A 16,963-nucleotide genomic window follows, 5' to 3' on the forward strand; every position below is an offset into this window, starting at 1 on the left:
TGAAAATGGCCAACACAAAAGGAATCAGGGCGGGTAAGGCGTATGTCGAGCTGTTTGCTGATAACAGCAAACTCGTTCAAGGCCTGCGTCTTGCCCAGCGAAAGATTATGGCTTTCGGCAATACCATCCGGAACATGGGTCTAAAGCTCGCCGGGATCGGTGCAGCCCTGGCCGCTCCTTTTGTTATGGCATCAAAGTCGTTCAGCTCTATGGGTGATCAGGTCGCCAAGATGGCCAAACGCACAGGCCTGTCGGTTGAAACTCTAAGCGAACTTAAATTTGTGGCAAGCCAGACCGGCACGGAATTCGTCTCTCTTGAGAATGCGTTTCGTCGGATGCAGCGGAGTGTATATGATGCGGGGAGGGGGCTTAGCACCTCTGTCGATGCCCTGAGTGATCTTAACCTGCAGTTCCAGGATCTCGACGGGCTCTCACCCGAAGATCAGTTCAAGCTATTAGGCGATAGGATCAGCCAGATCACCGATCCAACCCGGCAGGCGGCAATCGCAATGACCCTCTTTGGCAGGACCGGCACCAATCTTCTGCCAATGTTTGCGAATGGAGCCAAGGGGATCGAAGAGCTGCAGAAACAGGCACGCCAGCTTGGCTTGACTATGACCAGTGAAGATGCAGCGGCCGCAGAAGTATTTACTGACACCATGGACAAGCTCAACAAGGTCGTGAAGATGGCGGTCTTCCATATCGGTTCGGCTCTTGCCGGTGCGTTCAACGACAGCGTCGATCACATCGTGCACCTGGTCAAATCCATCTCCGACTGGATCAAGCAGAACAAGGGCCTGGTCGTTACCTTCGCAAAGATAATCGGCATGCTGACTTTGACCGGTGTTTCGCTGGCAGTCCTTGGGATGCTGATCTCGGCTACCGGTGCGGCTTTTGGGGTCCTGGCCACCATTGCATCTGCAGTCTCAGCCGCGTTCGGTGTTGTTGCCGCCGCTATAAGTGCAATCATATCTCCCATTGGACTTGCCATAACGGCTGTGGTTGCCCTGGGAGGTTATCTGCTGTTTACAAGCCAAACCGGTGCAAAAGCGCTGGCTTGGCTGGGCGATCGGTTCGGAGTGCTTGCCAAAACCGCAACCCAGACCTTCAGGGGAATAGGCGATGCACTTGCAGCTGGCGATGTCGTCCTTGCTGCAAGGATACTCTGGCTCTCGCTGAAGCTTACATGGCGGCAGGGGGTCAATGCACTCAAGAAAGTATGGTACAACCTGCAGACCTGGATGACAGAGACTTTTTACACGATCGTCGAAGCTGCCCAGCTGGCCTGGCATGGGCTCGAGGTCGCATGGATCGAGACGACTTCATTCTTTTCGCGAGCGTGGAATAAGTTTGTGTCATTCTTTGCAAAAAGCTGGGAGAGGATCAAGGCTGGAGCTAAAAAGGCCTGGAACTGGATCAAGAGCCTGTTTGATGACACGCTGGATCTCGAGACCGAAAACAAGCTGGTTGACGAAGAACGCCAGAAGGCAATCGCCAAGATAGAGGATGATCAGCAAACGAAACTCGCCCAGCTCCAAGCCGAGCGTCAGAAAAAACGAGATGCAGCAGCTGCAAAGAATGCCGCCATTTTGGCGGGGATAGAGGATGAAGCTGCCGCAAAGCTGACCGAGATGGATGCGGACCATGCCGCTAAGATCGCGGCCAATGAGGCAGAGCTGGCAAGGGCAAAAAGCAAGTGGAAAGAAGCCATCAAGTCCGCCCGCGATAAACGCAATGGGCTGGATGATAAATCGCCCGAGCTTGATGCCACAGAAAGTGCCAAGGACCTAAAATCCGCTCTTGCGGGTGTATCCGACGTTATCGGCAGCCAGATGGCCTCTGTCAGTATAACCGGGACGTTCAGCGCCTTTGCAGCAGGTGGACTTGGCAGCGGCAATGCCATGGACAGGACGGCCCAGGCGACCGAAGAAACTGCTCGTAATACCAAGCAGATTTTAAATATCAGCAAGTTCGCCGGAGGCCGGTTCAGTTGAGTATAACCGTAGCTGAAAAATTCGACAGTCCGCAGATCACCAAGGGCCAGAATCCATCTGCTACCTGCAGCTTTATTGTCCAGGGCACGGACGATGAGAGTGAAGCTCTTTCAGCTCTGCTGGCCCAAACGCCCGATGTGTACCAGGACATGCCGCGAAACAGCCACGGCATAGACCACCTGGCCCAGAATCTGTGGGAAGGAGCAGTGCACTACGGCAGCGGGGCGTCTGATGTAAACAGCTTCGCCACCAGCTTTGATACCACTGGCGGCACACAGCACATCACCCAGTCCCTGTCGACCATCAGTGCCTATGCAAAATCAGGAAGCACGGCTCCTTTGTATGGCGGTGCGATCGGCGTCACCAAGAGCGATGTCACCGGTGTCGATATTACGGTCCCTGTCTTTAACTTCTCGGAGCGGCACTTTATCTTAGACGCTAACGCGAATGCACTTACATATCGCAACCTGACTGGTTGTGTCAATAACCTGCCGTTTAGAGGCTTTGCGGTTGGTGAAGTTCTGTTTTTAGGTGCAACCGGCAGCATCGGTCAGGATGGGTTATGGGAGGTCAATTTCAAGTTCGCCGCCAGCCAGAACAAGTCGAACATCACAGTCGGCAGCATTACAGGAATCGTAAAAGGCGGGTGGGACTACATGTGGGTTCGCTATGAGGACACGGAGGACATGTCGGCCGGTGCGATCGTCAAACGGCCGACTGCGGTCTACGTCGAGAGGGTCTATCCACTCGCTGATTTTAGCCTGCTGGGGATCGGTGCATAATGAGAAAAGTCAAATCGGGCGAGCCACTGAATATCCCCGCCCAGACATACAACACCTTCATCGATGCTGCCCAGGACTACAAGAGTCGCCAGCTCAACACCGAAGGTACAGCCAGACTTACCCCTGAAAATCAGTTCATCCTGGTTAAAAACGAGACCAATCAGACCTGCCCGCGTTTCAGCGTTGTCGGGATAAATGGACCGGTAATCGAGCCGGGAGCAGATATCGATGGCTTTGTAAACTCGATCGCTTTAAAGGGCGAGCTGCCATCCGAACAATCAAAAGGACGATTCGCAATCCTGCTCGAACCTGCCGCACCGGGCCAGATCATCCGCGCTGCAATTAGCGGTATCTGCTGTGTTCGGATCGAGGTCTATGACGAGTCGCACAGCTTTGCCCAGCCGATAGCAGGGGACGCCAGCCGTCTTCAAAGCAGCGAAAACGGCTCGGCTACCATACTGTGGAAAGAGGCCGGTACGGGCCTTAAGTGGTCGCTGGTCCGTTTAGACCGGGCTGATACCGGTATTCGGATGGGTGTCATTGTTGACAGTCTTGGCGGTGACAGTATGTTTGTCGGCCAGCTGTATGGCCCGGCCGGTGAAGTCGTCCAGGAAAAGCTGGATGTAATCTGCAACGTCACCGACATACCACATGTCGAAGTGGGCGCAGAATTCGCGGCAGTTAATCGCAGCGGCAAGTGGTGGTGCCTGGCAATCTATGGTGTCTACTACAGCAGTGATTATCTAAGCAGCGAAGTGTTGCTCAGTGAAATCCTCAGCAGCGAGGCCATCATCAGTGATGAATCGGATATTGGTGGATTATCTTCAGGTGAAGGTTCGTTCAGTGAAGGTTCAATTAGCGAAGGACTGCTGTCCAGTATGTTGGGATCCAGCGAAGGAGACTTTTCGGAGTTTTTCAGCAGCGAGGGTGTCCTCTCTAGCGATCTTTCGAGTGATGATGTTTCGAGCGATGCAGCCTCAAGTGAGCAAGGACTTTCATCGGATTTCTTTTCCAGTGATGCCGATTCAAGTGAGCATCCAAGCAGTGATGATCAATCATCTGAATTGGCCTCGAGTGAGGCTTTATCAAGTGAGGGGCTAAGCAGTGATGAGCAGCCCTCCAGTGACGAATTAACCCAAAGCAGCGGATTCCCGTCCAGTGACGGGCTTTCCAGTGACTTTATAAGTTCTGACTGGGGTAGCTCTGATTTTGCAATGAGTTCTGGCGTCTCAAGTGAAGAGGCTCTTTCCAGCGATTTTCCAAGCTCTGATCTACCAAGCTCTGACGCGTTATCCAGCGACCTGTGGCCCAGTTCGGATGTGATCCCAAGCTCGGATGAAATCGGTGAATGCAGCCTGGTTCCAGGACCTTATCCACCGCATGTACTGCTTACCTGCTATGGCAGGAAGTACGTTGATGGTGAGGATGTTCCCGATTACAGCCAAACACGCAGCTTTATTTTGACCCGCGATGCACCATGCCACTGGCAATATTCAGATGGCAGTTACACCTTTGAGTTTTGGATGAATTATCTTTCCGGCCAGGAAAGTTGTGAATTTCGAAATCACACGGATACTGCTCCATTTTGGGCTGATAACGGTTACCTGCCGCCAAGTGCAGTAACTGCAGTGTCAAACAGCTATGGCAAATACGGTGAGAGCATAGGTCAGTGGCACTATTACGAATTCGACATGGGCTTTGCCAGTGTGGACCCAATATGGTGATCAAATGCAAAAACTGGAAACCGTCACCAAAACCATTACATGGCATCTGCAAGGCAGGCAAGCTCGGCGGTGAGCCTGTCGTCAGTGCGTGCATCGATGTATGTGGCCAATGCCAAAACAGCTCGGAGGATTTTAGAAACTATCTAAGCAGCCGATTCGGCACAGGTAAAATGGCAGCAGATAACAAAAAGGTAATAATCGAATCACAGCCCCAGCGTCACAGGGCATGGCATAAGGATGTGTTTTATCGAGGCGATGGAACTACTGTCGACCTGGTCGACCTTTTCCATGGCCAGAGCGTCTTTTTGATCTGTAATGGTCCAAGCATAAAAGACATCGATCTCGAAAAGCTTACCTCCACACCCGGTGTTATGACCATGAGCCTCAACAATGGCGGCCACAAAATACGAACGAACCTTTGGACTGGCCAGGATCCGCCATATCGCTTCATGCAAAGCATCTGGGAGGACCCGTCGATCATGAAGTTCACCCTGTACGATTACCGCAAGCGTCCTGTCTGGGATCGCAAGAAGGGCGGCTACAGCGACCTGAAACTATGGCAGTGTCCCAATACCTTCTTCCACAAACGGCACTCAGATTTCGATGCAAAGAAATGGCTCGATGAGGACAAGGTGGTCTGGGGTGAGCCCAAAGACGCTGGCGGCAATCGCTCCGTAATGCTGGCGGCGTTGCACATACTCTATTTTTTGGGCTTTCGCAACGTGTTCCTGTTGGGTGCTGATTTCCATATGACCAGTGATGACAAGTATTTCTTCGAGGACCGGGCAGCCGTCAAGCACAACAACAGGCTCTTTAAAAATGTTGCCAAGTATTTAGAACAGCTCAAGCCTTATTTGAATGAGGTGGGCTTTCGGGTATTTAACTGCAGCCCGGCGAGTCACCTGAAGGTGTTTGAGCACAAATCAATCCATGATGCTGTTGAGATGTGCCGGGTCAATATTTCTCAATCCACAGAAGGGATGTACGTCAAACGATGATGATTGTAAGTTTCTATACTGCTGATACGCCATACGAACAGGAAGTTGGCAAGCTGCGAAAATCACTGGAAGCGTTCGACCTGCCTCACAAAATCTACGAAATACCGAGCAAGGGAAGCTGGCAAAAGAACACGCACCGTAAGCCGCATGTGATCCTGCGTGCCCTTGATGAACTGGACGAGGACATCCTCTATGTGGATGCGGATGCCACATTACATGGTAAACCGCAGATTGATCTTGCAGGCTTCGATTGGGCAGCTCACATAATGGACAAAGCGTACTGGGGCCAGGACACCTCAAAAAGGACCCATTCACTTATGAGCGGCACACTTTGCTTTGCCAACAATCGCCGATCCAGGATGATCCTTGAGCTGTGGATCCAGCTGAATCGCCAGTATCCATGGCGGTGGGACCAGAGAAACCTCGAGCTGATCTGGCGGAAAAACCAGGAGCGGTTTTTGAACCTGCCGGTTGAGTACTGCGCAATCGATAAAACCATGACCGTTGAAAATGCCATCATCCGCCACCACCAGGCGAGCCGACGTTTGAAAGGCAGGATATGCTGACCAGTGTGATTTTGATCTGCAATAAAGAACGACATCTAAAACGCACGCTTGCCAATCTCCTCGAGACAGCAGCTGGTGAGATTGAAATACTCGTCTACTTTGACGGTCTGCGCCAGCGGGTGATACCTGACAAACGCATCCGCACCATCTTCCATCCGCAGAACCGAGGCAGGCGGGTGGTCATCAATGAGGCGGTTATCCATGCTCGCGGTGACTATATCTTCCACATCGATGGGCACTGCCGGATGCTGACCGACGGCTGGGACCTTAAAATGATCCAGGCTGCCGGTTTGCGATCGACGGCAGTTGCATCGATCCTGAACCTTCGACCCGACAAGCGGCATCTGATCAGGCACGTCATGCATCACCCAAAGCACCTGGCCAATCACTTCTGGGATGAAAAAACGCCCCAGAATACAGTGGAAGACATGATGACTCTGACTGGCTGTGCATGGATGCATCACCGCAACCTCTGGCAAAACTTCAATGAGCGTTATGCAGGCTGGGGTTACATGGGCATCGAATGGTCGCTCAAGAACTGGCTTTGCGGCAGTGGGCCCAATCCGATTCTGCTGTGTTCTGATATCGTCTGCGAGCACATCGGCCGACGTCATCGAGGCAATCCAGCCCGGACCGACTGGCTAAAGCACAATTTGTCCCCGGGAGCGACCCTGCGGCACATAAACAAGCTCTACAGAAACAACAAAGCTCCAGATCAGCAGCGTCCGCTGAGTTGGCTGATTGACAAATTCAAACCGGTTCCGGGCTGGCATGAGTAAGCGGATCATCTACTACACCGACAATTCGATCGATGATACCCGGCTTGCAAAGGTCGCCCGCAAATACATCAGACGCTCCAGCATCGCCGTGACCAGCGTCACCCACAAGCCTATGGAGTTCGGCGACAACTTTGTATTTTACAATCCACCTTCAGCTCGGTCGATCCTGCGGCAAGTCCTGATGGGGCTCTACACCACCCCCGAAAAGACGGTCTACCTGTGCGAACACGACTGCCTCTACCACCGATCGCACTTTGCCCTTGAAACCGATGGCGTAGCGTTCAACACAAACGTCTATCGTCTGACCAATCGAGGGTTTTACAAAAAGTCAGAATGGGTTCTGTCCCAGCTGATCGCTGATCGTGACTGCTTGATTCAGGCCATAGAACAAAAGCTCGCCCAGCCGGATCCGATCAAGCTGCTAGAACCCGGTCGCGGCGATAACTGGCCGGTGGAACTGCTGCAGTCAAAGCTGCCAAACGTGGATGTCAGACACGGCAGGAACTTCTCCCACTGGCGGCCAAGGGGTAAACGTCGGTGCCGAATTCCGCATTGGGGCCATTATGCCGGACAAGTCGCAAATGTGCTGTAAATCATGGCAAATAAGGAGCTTATCTGCTTGATAAAGCTGCGGAATAATGGCTTAATGTGGTTGTGCAGAACGAACGTAAACCATTGAGAAGAAAGGCTTTACCGTGAAAAACAAAGAGGCAATCCTGAGAGGTTTGGACGCCGTAATTGCCAAGCTCAAAGCAGAATCCAAAGGATCGCAGCAACAACAGAAGGACATTGCCGCATACCAGCTTATTCGGGACCAGTACGAAGCTGAAAACCTCGAAGCCGCCCGGCACACCTACAACTTCGTGATGGACACCTACCTTCGAGAAATGCTACCCGAAGAATGCGGCGAAACGCTGGGGTTCAAACGCATCAAGTAATCTTTGACAAAAAACCGTAGCCTTTACAACCAATTTCTGATATGGTATTTGATCATGTTAGGTTTTGAGGAGATGGGCTATGGCTGGAAAAACGATAAAACTCTTTCTTACAGAAGGCAAGCCTAATGGTCTAACTGTTGCCGAATTACAGCAGTGGACTGGAATTGCCTTGGCATGTCCGCGTTCCGAGCTGCCAAAGCTCAATCAAAGGCCAGAGGCTGACAAGCCCGGTGTTTACATCCTTACAGGCCAGGACGAAGAATCGCAGTTGCCTGTTGCCTACATTGGTGAAGCTGAGAATATTCGCAACCGATTACGAGAACACCATCGATCGCTTGATTTTTGGGACCGCATCTGCTTTTTCACGCAGAAAGACGATAACCTAACCAAGGGACACGTTCGATATCTCGAGTCTCGCATGATTCAGGTTGCTAGTGATGCCAAGCGAACCCCTCTCAAGAATGGTTCCAGCCCCAGTCCTGCTAACATACCCTTGCCGGAATCTGATTTGGCGGACATGGAATACTTTCTTGAGCAGATGCAGATGGTCTTGCCAGTTCTCGGCGTTGATTTGTTGCAGCCTCAACCGGTAGTAACTGCAGAAGATGCTGCCGAAAATACAGCGGAGTCTCCTTTATTCGAATTCAAAGCTCGCGATGCCGCCGCCTCGGCTAAGTTAATGAACGGTGAATTTGTTGTTCTCGAAGGCTCAATGGCCCGCAAAGAATCTACTGCTTCAATGCATGCCTATATGGAAAAGATGAGAAGGGAGCTTCTTGCGACTGGAGTGCTGGAGGAGGCTAACGGCGAGCAATACCGTTTTACTAAAAATTACGCCTTTGGAAGCCCCAGTACCGCATCTGGCGTAATCGCCGGGCGGGCTTCAAATGGTCGTAAAGAATGGAAAGTTAAAGACACGAGACAGACTTATGGCGAGTGGGATGAGGCAAGGTTGGTGGATTAGCTTCCTTTGTATGAACTGACAATTTCTGCAAAATATCCCCACAGCTTTCGTCCCACATTTGCCGCTGGGTATTCCAGTCCAATGCAATGGGCTGGAGTTTGTCGCAGGCGATCCTGTTGTTTTGGACATTGCAAAACTAACGTTATCCCAGTTGACTCACATTAATCGCTGTTGTGTTCTTCGAAAGTGGGATGACAGTATCGGTCAGGCAGACAACCGCACCATGTCCGACAGGCATGTTGAATCTTTCAAGAGCTGCAAAGTGGCGGACATCATCCTTGCCTGGTGCAGCGGATTTCTTGAACTCAGCCGGAAAGAGCTTGCCGTTTTGAACGATTAAAAGGTCAATCTCCCGTTGGTCATTATCACGGTAAAAATAGACTGGAGCTGCCTTTCCATTGTGCCAGTAGCTCTTTATTATTTCAGTCATCGCCCATGTCTCGAAAAATGCTCCACTGGCAGCTCCTGCTTCAAGCGTTTCAGGAGTGGTCCACTGTGTTAAGTAAGCGGCCAGACCGGTGTCCATGAAATAGAGCTTGGGAGTTTTGACCAGCCTCTTGGTAAAGTTGCCATGATATGGTTGCAATAAAAAAACCAGGCCGGATGCTTCCAATACGCTCAACCATCTCTTTGCAGTATTGTGTGTTATGCCAGCATCACGTCCAAGTTCGGCAACATTTAAAAGCTGGCCGGTACGTGCAGCGGCCCCCCGAAGGAATTTCATAAATGCCATCTCATCACCGACATTAACCAGCGACTTGACATCCCGCTGGAGATAGGTCTGAACATAACTGGAATAGAATAGATCGCGATCCATCTGTTCATCGGTGACGATTGCCGGAAAACTCCCACGCCATATGTGTTCGTACAACTCCTTTAGTCCGATCGGTTTTTTGGTGGAATAAAAATCGCGGGTGTCAGGCATGAAGGGTTTGGAAGTTTGGCCCTGGTTGATAAGCTCAGTATAAGAGAACCCAAGCATCTGCAGAATGCCGACGCGCCCAGCAAGAGACTCCGAAACCCCCGCCATAAGATGGAACTGCTGTGAACCCGTCAACCAGTAATCGCCTTTGTTTGCTCCAGAATCGACAGCCATCTTGATTAAGGGCAGAAGCTGTGGAGCGTACTGAATCTCATCGATCAACACCGGGGCAGTGAAACGCTGCAGAAAAAGTTTAGGATCATCAATTGCAAGCTCACGAGCTTGCGGGTCATCTAATGTTACATAGGAGCGGTTTTGGTCAGCAGAATGCCGCAGGCATGTCGTTTTTCCGATCTGCCGGGGGCCGGTGATTAAAATTACTGGAAAGTGCTTGCTGGCTCTTTGCAGAGCCCCGGTTATTGTTCTTTCGATGTACATTGCAATCTCCGTATATATTCGACTTGGACTCGAATATATACGAAAAACGGGTCGTTGCAAGCTAATTTCGTGTATATTCGAGTCGGACTCGAAAACGCACGCTATGTTAAAGGCTATGTTACTCCATATTTCGCCCAAAACTTTCACCCCATTTCTCCCTTTGTTTGTGCCAGTCCGGCTCGCTCGCAAGCGAAACGGCTTCTTTGGTGGACACGGGGTCCAGTCCTTCGGTCGTTTCAGGAAGACACAGGATCTCCTCCTGTATATCCGGTGCCAGCAGAAGCAAATTCATGATTTGCGTCATGCGGGCACGGGTTACAAAACCTCTTCTTGCGATCTCGGCCATGCTCTTGATATGGCCGTCGTTAAGCATCTTATCAAAATAGATCGCCAGGGCCATTAGCTTGCTGACCCTGGGTGTCCTTGCCTTTGGCCGTTTAGGCTTTTCGCCAACGGCTATCTTTTTCTTTGTTCTTCGGCCGCACTCAAAGTGCAGCTTCCGTGTGATCTTATAGCTCATACCAAAACCTCTTCATTTAGACGGTGAATTCCTGTGGGATAGAATATGATATCAATGCTGCTGGTGTCGGCATCGAACTCAACCCGGTTGATAAGCAGGCTCAGCATCCGCCACTGCTCGCGTGTGGTGAGCGTGTCCCATAGCGGATCAAACGCCCTGCAGGCCTGGCGAATATCCTCAGCCTCGATCTTCTTGTCGGTCAGTCTATCCAGATGGCTGCAGCATTCGCTAAGATCTCGCTGGGCCATGGTGATCCTGTCCTGCAAACCAGCTAGTCGGTTGGTGGCTTCCTCATAAGCTGCCGCAGATGCAAGACTCTGCAGCTCAGCATCATATCTTTGTATTTCCTTTTTAAGCAGTTTCTGGCGTTTGCGGTATTCGGCAATTTCGGCTTCGATACCTGCCTGCGACTCTTCTACAACCTGATCCACCAGCTTTTCATCCAGCCCGATCTGACGAATTTCATCGATCACAAACCTCTCGATCTCATCTGCAGGCAGAGATGGATGCGGACAATTTGCCCATCCTCTGCTCTGTGCGTTCTGGCAGACATAGTAGCGATACCGTTTGTTCCTCTTCTTGCTGAACGCATGGCTCATCCCAGCATCGCAGGCCTTGCACCGCAAGAGCCCCTTGAGAATGCCCCCAACTTTGCCGGACTTGAACCTTATCATCTCCCGCCTGTTAGTTGAAAGCAACTGCTTAACTTCGGCAAACACATTGGGATCGACAATGGCATCATGCTCCCCATCATAAAGTACACCCTTATAATGCACCTTGCCAATGTATAGCGGATTTGTAAGCAGCGACCGCAACGAGCTCTTATTGAACGCATTACCTTCTTTCACGTGTCCCTTGCGGGTGACCCACGTCTTCGTTGTCCAGCCACGCATATCCAGCTGTTCGACCGTATCGAGTATGCTCTTGTGTTTTAGGAACAGATCGAATATCGCCCGGACCTGCTGAGCCTCTGCCTCGTTGATGACCAGCTTGCCGCCGTCGGGGCAAATGTCGTATCCAAGCACCGGCCGTCCACCGCTCCATTTACCTCGCTTGCGTGCCATCGCGATCTTATCGCGTGTCCGTTCCGAGATAACCTCCCGCTCGAACTGGGCAAAGCTCAGCAGTACATTCAGCGTCAGCCTGCCCATGCTCGTGGTCGTATTAAACTGTTGCGTAACCGATACGAATGACACACCATGATCTTCAAACCTGGCCAGTATCTTCGCAAAATCCATCAAACTACGGCTGAGCCGGTCGACCTTGTAAACCACCACGCAGTTGATCTGGCCCTCTGCAATATCCTGCAGCAGTCTTTTCAAAGCAGGCCGTTCCATATTGCCGCCGGTAAAGCCGCCATCATCATACTGATTGACAAGGCACACCCACCCCTGGCTTTTTTGGCTGGCAATGTATGCCTCCGCAGCTTCCCGCTGGGCGTGCAGCGAATTGAACTCCTGGTTCAATCCTTCCTCGGTGGACTTTCGGGTATATATAGCACAGCGGATTGTCTTACTTTTTTGCTTTTGCATTCTTTACCTTTTTCTTAGTGATGCCGAAGAACAGTTTTCCATTCCAATGGGTGCCCGTCACCTCTTTCGCAACCGCCGACAGCGACCGGTACAACTCGCCATTCCAGCGAACCCCGTTATCCATGATGGTGACCAGAATCCGCTGACCCTTGTACATCCGTTCAAGCTGCGTGCCGGGAACCAGGTCGCTCTGGTTGGAAGTCACTCGCGCAGGCAGTGACCGGCTGACCTTTCTGCCATCCCTGGGCGGCGGTGGTGAAGATGGGGCGATCATCCGCAGTTCCGTCGGATCCGCCAGCTCACTGGCCCGCTTCAGCGCCTTGTAAGACAGACCACCATAGACGTTGGCCTGCATCTTCCACAGAATGCGTTTAATCAAAAATGTGCGATGTCTGGAGGTCGACACCTCTCCAAAGACCTTTTCATACCGCATGCGAAGCTGGTCAATGGAAAGCCCGTCCAGCTCATCCCGACAGCGTGCTACATCGATTTTCATGCTTTCTCTCCTGTATCTGAGGACCGTTAACTCGCAGACACATCAATCCTCATCTGGCCGGAAACATCAAGACAAGTCTGGGAAGATTTAACGAGTTCTTGCCTCTTTTTCAGGGCGAGCTTAAGACCGCCTGATTTGCAGTGCAGACGGTTGGCAGCACGCGCCAGAATGCGGGCAACTTCTGCTCGTCTTTGGGGAGGATACATCTCGTGGGGTTTGTAGCTTTCTGTCATGTTAATGGCTCCTGAGTTTCGGTTGAAACCTACGGAGCCATGCTCTTTGAGCCAGCTGCACCGTCCGGCAGTGAATGTTTTTAGGCCGACCGCCCATACCTATTACATACCCGGCAATTCCGAATAACGGCGAGATTCGGGTGCGAAAAATTGCCACTGTTAACCAAATCGGCCAAAAAACCGGTGCGATCATGTCCAGTGGGGCATTTTGGGCCCAGAGCGACAAAGATAGAAAAATATAGAGCGCCGAACAGAGAGCTTCAGAGAGTTTGGCGGGGCTTTTTGGGATGTCTCTGGGGATCCCGAAGCAGTCTCATTGCAGATTAGAAAATCTATAGAGCGCGGCTTAAAGCAGGGGTGGTCTGTAAGTCATTGCCCGACAACGGCTTGTAAACGCAAAAAGCCCGCCGGAGTCTTCCAGCGGGCTTTTGCTCTATCCGTTAACTGAACAGGCCAATTATTCCGAGCCTGATTGTTTTTGGCTCCTCGAGTAGGACTCGAACCTACAACCTAGCGGTTAATCCGCCTGCGGCGGACTCGCTCTACCGATCTGCTCATCGAGCCACTGGCGACCAGCTCCCGATTTGAGCCACTTTTCTCTTTGCATCGCTTCAGAACGGCTTTGATAGCTTTCGCAATGCACCAGCACCCACTTGCCGGGGAATTTGTTTGTATATCTCCTGGGATTCAGACTGCTGCCGTTGTGTTCGGCTAGTCGGCGGTGGAGGTCATTTGTCTGACCCACATATCTCTTACCTATGCTATCATTCTTGAGAACATAGACGTAAAACATATATCCTCCGCGCATGAAAAAAGCCGTAAGCCATTAATAAATAGCACCTTACGGCTTTCCTAAACTCCTCGAGTAGGACTCGAACCTACAACCTAGCGGTTAACAGCCGCTCGCTCTACCAATTGAGCTATCGAGGAATCTGCTCGTATGAGAGTTAAGTATTTTCGTAATTTTACGTCGAATGTCAAGGCCTTACCGTCCAAAATTGCCGATACTTTCAAAAAAAGTCTTGCTGGACATTCGCCCGCAGATTATGTAACATAAGCACCGGGTGGACGGACCAAATCGCATTTCCCTGTGCGGAAGGTACTGTTTTTTATTATTGCGATTTTTTAGAGTTAGTAAATGCCAAGTTCTTCTGTTGAGATTGACGGCTTCACAATAATACGTAAGCTGGGTACTGGTGCCCGATCTGTCATATACCTTGCCAAGGACGATATGACAGGCAATACCATTGCGCTCAAGCGGGCATTCCTCGAAAAGCCCGAGGATACACGTATTTTCGAGCAGATCGAAAAAGAGTACAAAGTAGCCCGCCAGCTAGATCATCCTCACATTCGAAAATGCTATAAGCTTATTAAACGCCGCAAGTTACTGCGCGTAAACGAGGTTCTGCTCTCGATGGAGATGTTCGAAGGCAAGCCGCTCGAGGACTCCCCCGGCCTGAGCCTGGGCGATGTGATCCTTATCTTCCGCATGGTTGCGACGGCACTGAATTACATGCACCAGCGGGGCTTCGTCCATTGCGATATAAAGCCCAATAATATCCTTATAGACGGTAAGGGCGGTCTCAAGGTAATCGACCTTGGCCAGAGCTGCAAGCTTGGTGAGATCAAGCAGCGAATACAGGGTACACCGGACTACATAGCCCCCGAGCAGGTAAAGCGTCAGCATCTCAGCCATCGGACAGATATTTTCAACCTCGGTGCGACTATGTACTGGGCCCTTACCGGCAAAAATGTCCCCACGCTGATTCCCAAAAACATGGATTTTGCCACCCAGGTATTGCAAAGACGTGAAGAATTCCGCGCTCCACACGAAATCTATAGAAAAATTCCCCGCAGCCTCTCACAGCTTGTGCTGGATTGTGTTGAAGAAAAGCCCGCAGACAGACCAGAAAGCATGTCCTCGATCGTCAGTCGACTTGATAAGCTGATTCGTGATATTTTTGGAAATAAACTGCAGAAAAATGGCACAGCGAGTAATTGACCTCTGCAAACGCGGAGCCGAGCAGAATAATAAGGCCAAATACCGCCAGGGCAACGTTATTTTACTCCCTGAAGCCGCCGAAGTCGTGGTCACAGGCGACCTGCACGGTCACAGACGCAATTTCGAACGGATCACCCAATACGCTGACCTGGAAACCAATCACAACCGGCATATCATCTTCCAGGAGATTCTGCACGGCGGCCCTGAAGACGAGTGCGGCGGATGCCTCTCATTCAGGGTTTTTGCCGACATTATCGAATACCAGCTCCGATATCCGGACCGCGTCCATCTGATCATGGGCAACCACGATACCGCGATCATCAACGACCGTGATGTCCTCAAGAACGGTAAAGAGATGAACCGAGCTCTTACCGGCGCGATGCAGCGATGTTTTGGCGATCAATACGAAGAAGTCAGCACAGCACTCGATGAGTATCTCTTCTCTCAGCCTCTTGCAGTAAAATCTCCAAACGGTGTCTGGATATCGCACAGCCTGCCTAAAGACCGATTCGTGGATGATTTCGACCCCTCGATCTTCGAGCGTCCACTCACCTCTGAGGACCTGCACAGGCCAAACTCTGTCTACCTGCTCACATGGGGCAGGCGTCACAGCGAAAGCACACTGCAAACGCTCGCAGAAATGCTCGGAGTTGACATTTTCATCCTCGGCCATCAGGCTCAGGATTCCGGCTGGTGCAAAGCTGGAAAAAACCTTATAATCCTTGCGTCCGACCACGACCGGGGCTGCATGCTCAAGTTCGAAACGGACAAGACGTACACAGCGAACGAACTGGCAGAGGCGATAATCCCTCTGGCTTCGCTCGATTAGATTCCATTGTTCTACAGGGTTTGGCTTGTTCTGGCATATATACAACATCCTGGCTCCGGTCGTAATTCTAGCTCAATTGCTGTTCCTCGCGATGATGTTCAGCAACTACCGCTATGTCCTCAAAAAGGCTCCCAGGGAGCGAACCTCGTACACACCTGCAGCTTTATTAACGGTCCCTTGCAAAGGCATTGACAACGCGTTCGACAGGAATGTCGCTTCGTTTTACGCACTTGATTATCCCGCATACGTTCTGCACTTCGTAGTTGAGTCCGAAGATGACCCTGCTTTCGAGCACCTGAACGCTCTCAGGAAAAAACATCTTGCCGGTTCCGACGTTAAGTATGTCCGTATCCTGGTGGCAGGGCGGGCCCAAAGCTGCAGCCAGAAGATACACAACCTGCTTTACTCCTGCGAAAATGCTCCAGATGATGTCGAAGTGTTCGCTTTCGCCGACAGCGATGCATGCCTTTCAAGCGATTGGCTGCGTCAGATAGTTTACCCGCTGCGCAAAGACAAAAACGGGGCCTCCACAGGCTATCGGTGGTTCGTCCCCCAAAAGAACAACCTGGCAACACTGGCCCTGTCTGCTATCAATGCAAAGGTCGCGCAAATGCTCGGCAACAGCCACTTCAACCAGGCATGGGGCGGTTCGATGGCCATCAAACGCGACACATTTTATGATATGAAGCTGGACGAGATATGGTCCAACGCACTCAGCGACGATCTTTGCCTTTCATGGGCCGTCAAGCAGGCCAAGAAAAAGGTCGTATTCGTTCCCGCGTGTCTGGTGGCCTCTTACGAACAAATGGACTGGCTCCAGCTCTTCGAATTCGCCCGCAGGCAATTCATGATCACTCGCGTAATTATGCCCAAAACCTGGCTCTTCGGCCTTGCCAGCTCTTTATTCGCAACGCTCGGCGTATGGGCGGGTCTGGCGATCTCAATAGCGGCCTCAATTGCCGGAAAGGGCCATCTATGGCTGTATTGGACCGTACCGCTGGTGTTTGTTGCCTGCCAGATGATCCGCGCAATTACCCGGCAAAACATGATAAAGCGATTGCTCCCTGAAGACGCCCACACCCTCAAAGCAGCCCGATTTGCAGACATCCTTGGGACCCCCATCTGGTCCGTGCTTACGCTGATAACGATCCTCAGCTCCGCGGCAGGGCGTACCATCACCTGGCGCGACACACGCTATAAAATGATAAGTCCTACGCGCACTCACATCTCCAGGTGATCTGTTTAT

Annotated in this window: 18 protein-coding genes and 1 tRNA gene; 12 read left to right on the plus strand and 7 right to left on the minus strand. The window is 51.5% G+C overall.

What is annotated here, in order from left to right:
• The first annotated feature begins 5 nt into the window (after positions 1–5).
• From STSP2_RS05300 to STSP2_RS05340, 9 genes are all read left to right on the plus strand, one after another.
• Complete coding sequence (locus STSP2_RS05300; protein WP_146660555.1) at positions 6–1,994, plus strand: phage tail tape measure protein; 1,989 nt, start codon at positions 6–8, stop codon at positions 1,992–1,994.
• Positions 1,991–2,776, plus strand: a complete 786-nt coding sequence (locus STSP2_RS05305) for a hypothetical protein (protein WP_146660557.1) — start codon at positions 1,991–1,993, stop codon at positions 2,774–2,776. Before STSP2_RS05300 ends, STSP2_RS05305 begins: the two co-directional genes overlap by 4 nt.
• Positions 2,776–4,500, plus strand: coding sequence for a hypothetical protein (locus STSP2_RS05310; protein ID WP_146660559.1), 1,725 nt, complete (start codon positions 2,776–2,778; stop codon positions 4,498–4,500). The genes STSP2_RS05305 and STSP2_RS05310 overlap by 1 nt, the downstream gene beginning before the upstream one ends.
• Entirely contained in the window at positions 4,494–5,498 is a 1,005-nt protein-coding gene (locus STSP2_RS05315) for a hypothetical protein (RefSeq protein WP_146660561.1), read from the plus strand. Before STSP2_RS05310 ends, STSP2_RS05315 begins: the two co-directional genes overlap by 7 nt.
• Positions 5,495–6,064: a hypothetical protein gene (locus tag STSP2_RS05320; protein WP_146660563.1), complete on the plus strand. Its 570-nt coding sequence runs from the start codon at positions 5,495–5,497 to the stop codon at positions 6,062–6,064. The genes STSP2_RS05315 and STSP2_RS05320 overlap by 4 nt, the downstream gene beginning before the upstream one ends.
• Complete coding sequence (locus STSP2_RS05325; protein WP_146660565.1) at positions 6,058–6,843, plus strand: glycosyltransferase; 786 nt, start codon at positions 6,058–6,060, stop codon at positions 6,841–6,843. The genes STSP2_RS05320 and STSP2_RS05325 overlap by 7 nt, the downstream gene beginning before the upstream one ends.
• Positions 6,836–7,435, plus strand: a complete 600-nt coding sequence (locus STSP2_RS05330) for a hypothetical protein (protein WP_146660567.1) — start codon at positions 6,836–6,838, stop codon at positions 7,433–7,435. Before STSP2_RS05325 ends, STSP2_RS05330 begins: the two co-directional genes overlap by 8 nt.
• A 103-nt stretch (positions 7,436–7,538) precedes the next feature.
• The gene (locus STSP2_RS05335) at positions 7,539–7,781 is read left to right on the plus strand and encodes a hypothetical protein (protein ID WP_146660568.1); all 243 of its coding nucleotides are present in this window, start codon (positions 7,539–7,541) and stop codon (positions 7,779–7,781) included.
• A 79-nt stretch (positions 7,782–7,860) separates the two neighbouring features.
• Positions 7,861–8,745, plus strand: coding sequence for a GIY-YIG nuclease family protein (locus tag STSP2_RS05340; RefSeq protein WP_146660570.1), 885 nt, complete (start codon positions 7,861–7,863; stop codon positions 8,743–8,745).
• A 142-nt stretch (positions 8,746–8,887) separates the two neighbouring features.
• Here the strand turns inward: STSP2_RS05340 and STSP2_RS05345 are convergent, their stop codons facing one another.
• From STSP2_RS05345 to STSP2_RS05375, 7 genes are all read right to left on the minus strand, one after another.
• Positions 8,888–10,105 (minus strand): ATP-binding protein, encoded by a 1,218-nt coding sequence (locus tag STSP2_RS05345; protein ID WP_146660572.1) that lies wholly within the window; start codon positions 10,103–10,105, stop codon positions 8,888–8,890.
• 118 nt (positions 10,106–10,223) lie between these two features.
• The gene (locus STSP2_RS05350) at positions 10,224–10,625 is read right to left on the minus strand and encodes a hypothetical protein (RefSeq protein WP_146660574.1); all 402 of its coding nucleotides are present in this window, start codon (positions 10,623–10,625) and stop codon (positions 10,224–10,226) included.
• Positions 10,622–12,157, minus strand: coding sequence for a recombinase family protein (locus STSP2_RS05355; protein ID WP_146660576.1), 1,536 nt, complete (start codon positions 12,155–12,157; stop codon positions 10,622–10,624). The genes STSP2_RS05350 and STSP2_RS05355 overlap by 4 nt, the downstream gene beginning before the upstream one ends.
• A complete protein-coding gene (locus STSP2_RS05360) occupies positions 12,138–12,653 on the minus strand; it encodes a DUF2924 domain-containing protein (protein ID WP_146660578.1) in 516 nt (171 codons plus the stop codon). The genes STSP2_RS05355 and STSP2_RS05360 overlap by 20 nt, the downstream gene beginning before the upstream one ends.
• A gap of 26 nt (positions 12,654–12,679) precedes the next feature.
• A complete protein-coding gene (locus tag STSP2_RS05365) occupies positions 12,680–12,886 on the minus strand; it encodes a hypothetical protein (protein ID WP_146660580.1) in 207 nt (68 codons plus the stop codon).
• A gap of 517 nt (positions 12,887–13,403) precedes the next feature.
• On the minus strand, positions 13,404–13,679 hold the full coding sequence (locus STSP2_RS05370) for a GIY-YIG nuclease family protein (RefSeq protein WP_146660582.1): 276 nt from the start codon (positions 13,677–13,679) through the stop codon (positions 13,404–13,406).
• 64 nt (positions 13,680–13,743) lie between these two features.
• Positions 13,744–13,816, minus strand: a tRNA-Asn gene (locus STSP2_RS05375).
• Positions 13,817–14,024: 208 nt separating this feature from the next.
• Here STSP2_RS05375 and STSP2_RS05380 point away from each other — a divergent pair.
• From STSP2_RS05380 to STSP2_RS05390, 3 genes are read left to right on the plus strand one after another with little or no spacing between them, the layout of a single operon-like run.
• Positions 14,025–14,888 carry a serine/threonine protein kinase gene (locus tag STSP2_RS05380; RefSeq protein WP_146660584.1) on the plus strand — a complete coding sequence of 288 codons (864 nt, stop codon included), beginning with the start codon at positions 14,025–14,027 and terminating at the stop codon, positions 14,886–14,888.
• Entirely contained in the window at positions 14,869–15,717 is an 849-nt protein-coding gene (locus STSP2_RS05385; protein ID WP_146660586.1) for a metallophosphoesterase, read from the plus strand. The genes STSP2_RS05380 and STSP2_RS05385 overlap by 20 nt, the downstream gene beginning before the upstream one ends.
• Positions 15,718–15,742: 25 nt before the next feature.
• Entirely contained in the window at positions 15,743–16,954 is a 1,212-nt protein-coding gene (locus tag STSP2_RS05390) for a glycosyltransferase (RefSeq protein WP_146660588.1), read from the plus strand.
• The last annotated feature ends 9 nt before the right edge of the window (positions 16,955–16,963 follow it).

The organism is Anaerohalosphaera lusitana, from assembly GCF_002007645.1.
GTDB classification, from domain to species: domain Bacteria; phylum Planctomycetota; class Phycisphaerae; order Sedimentisphaerales; family Anaerohalosphaeraceae; genus Anaerohalosphaera; species Anaerohalosphaera lusitana.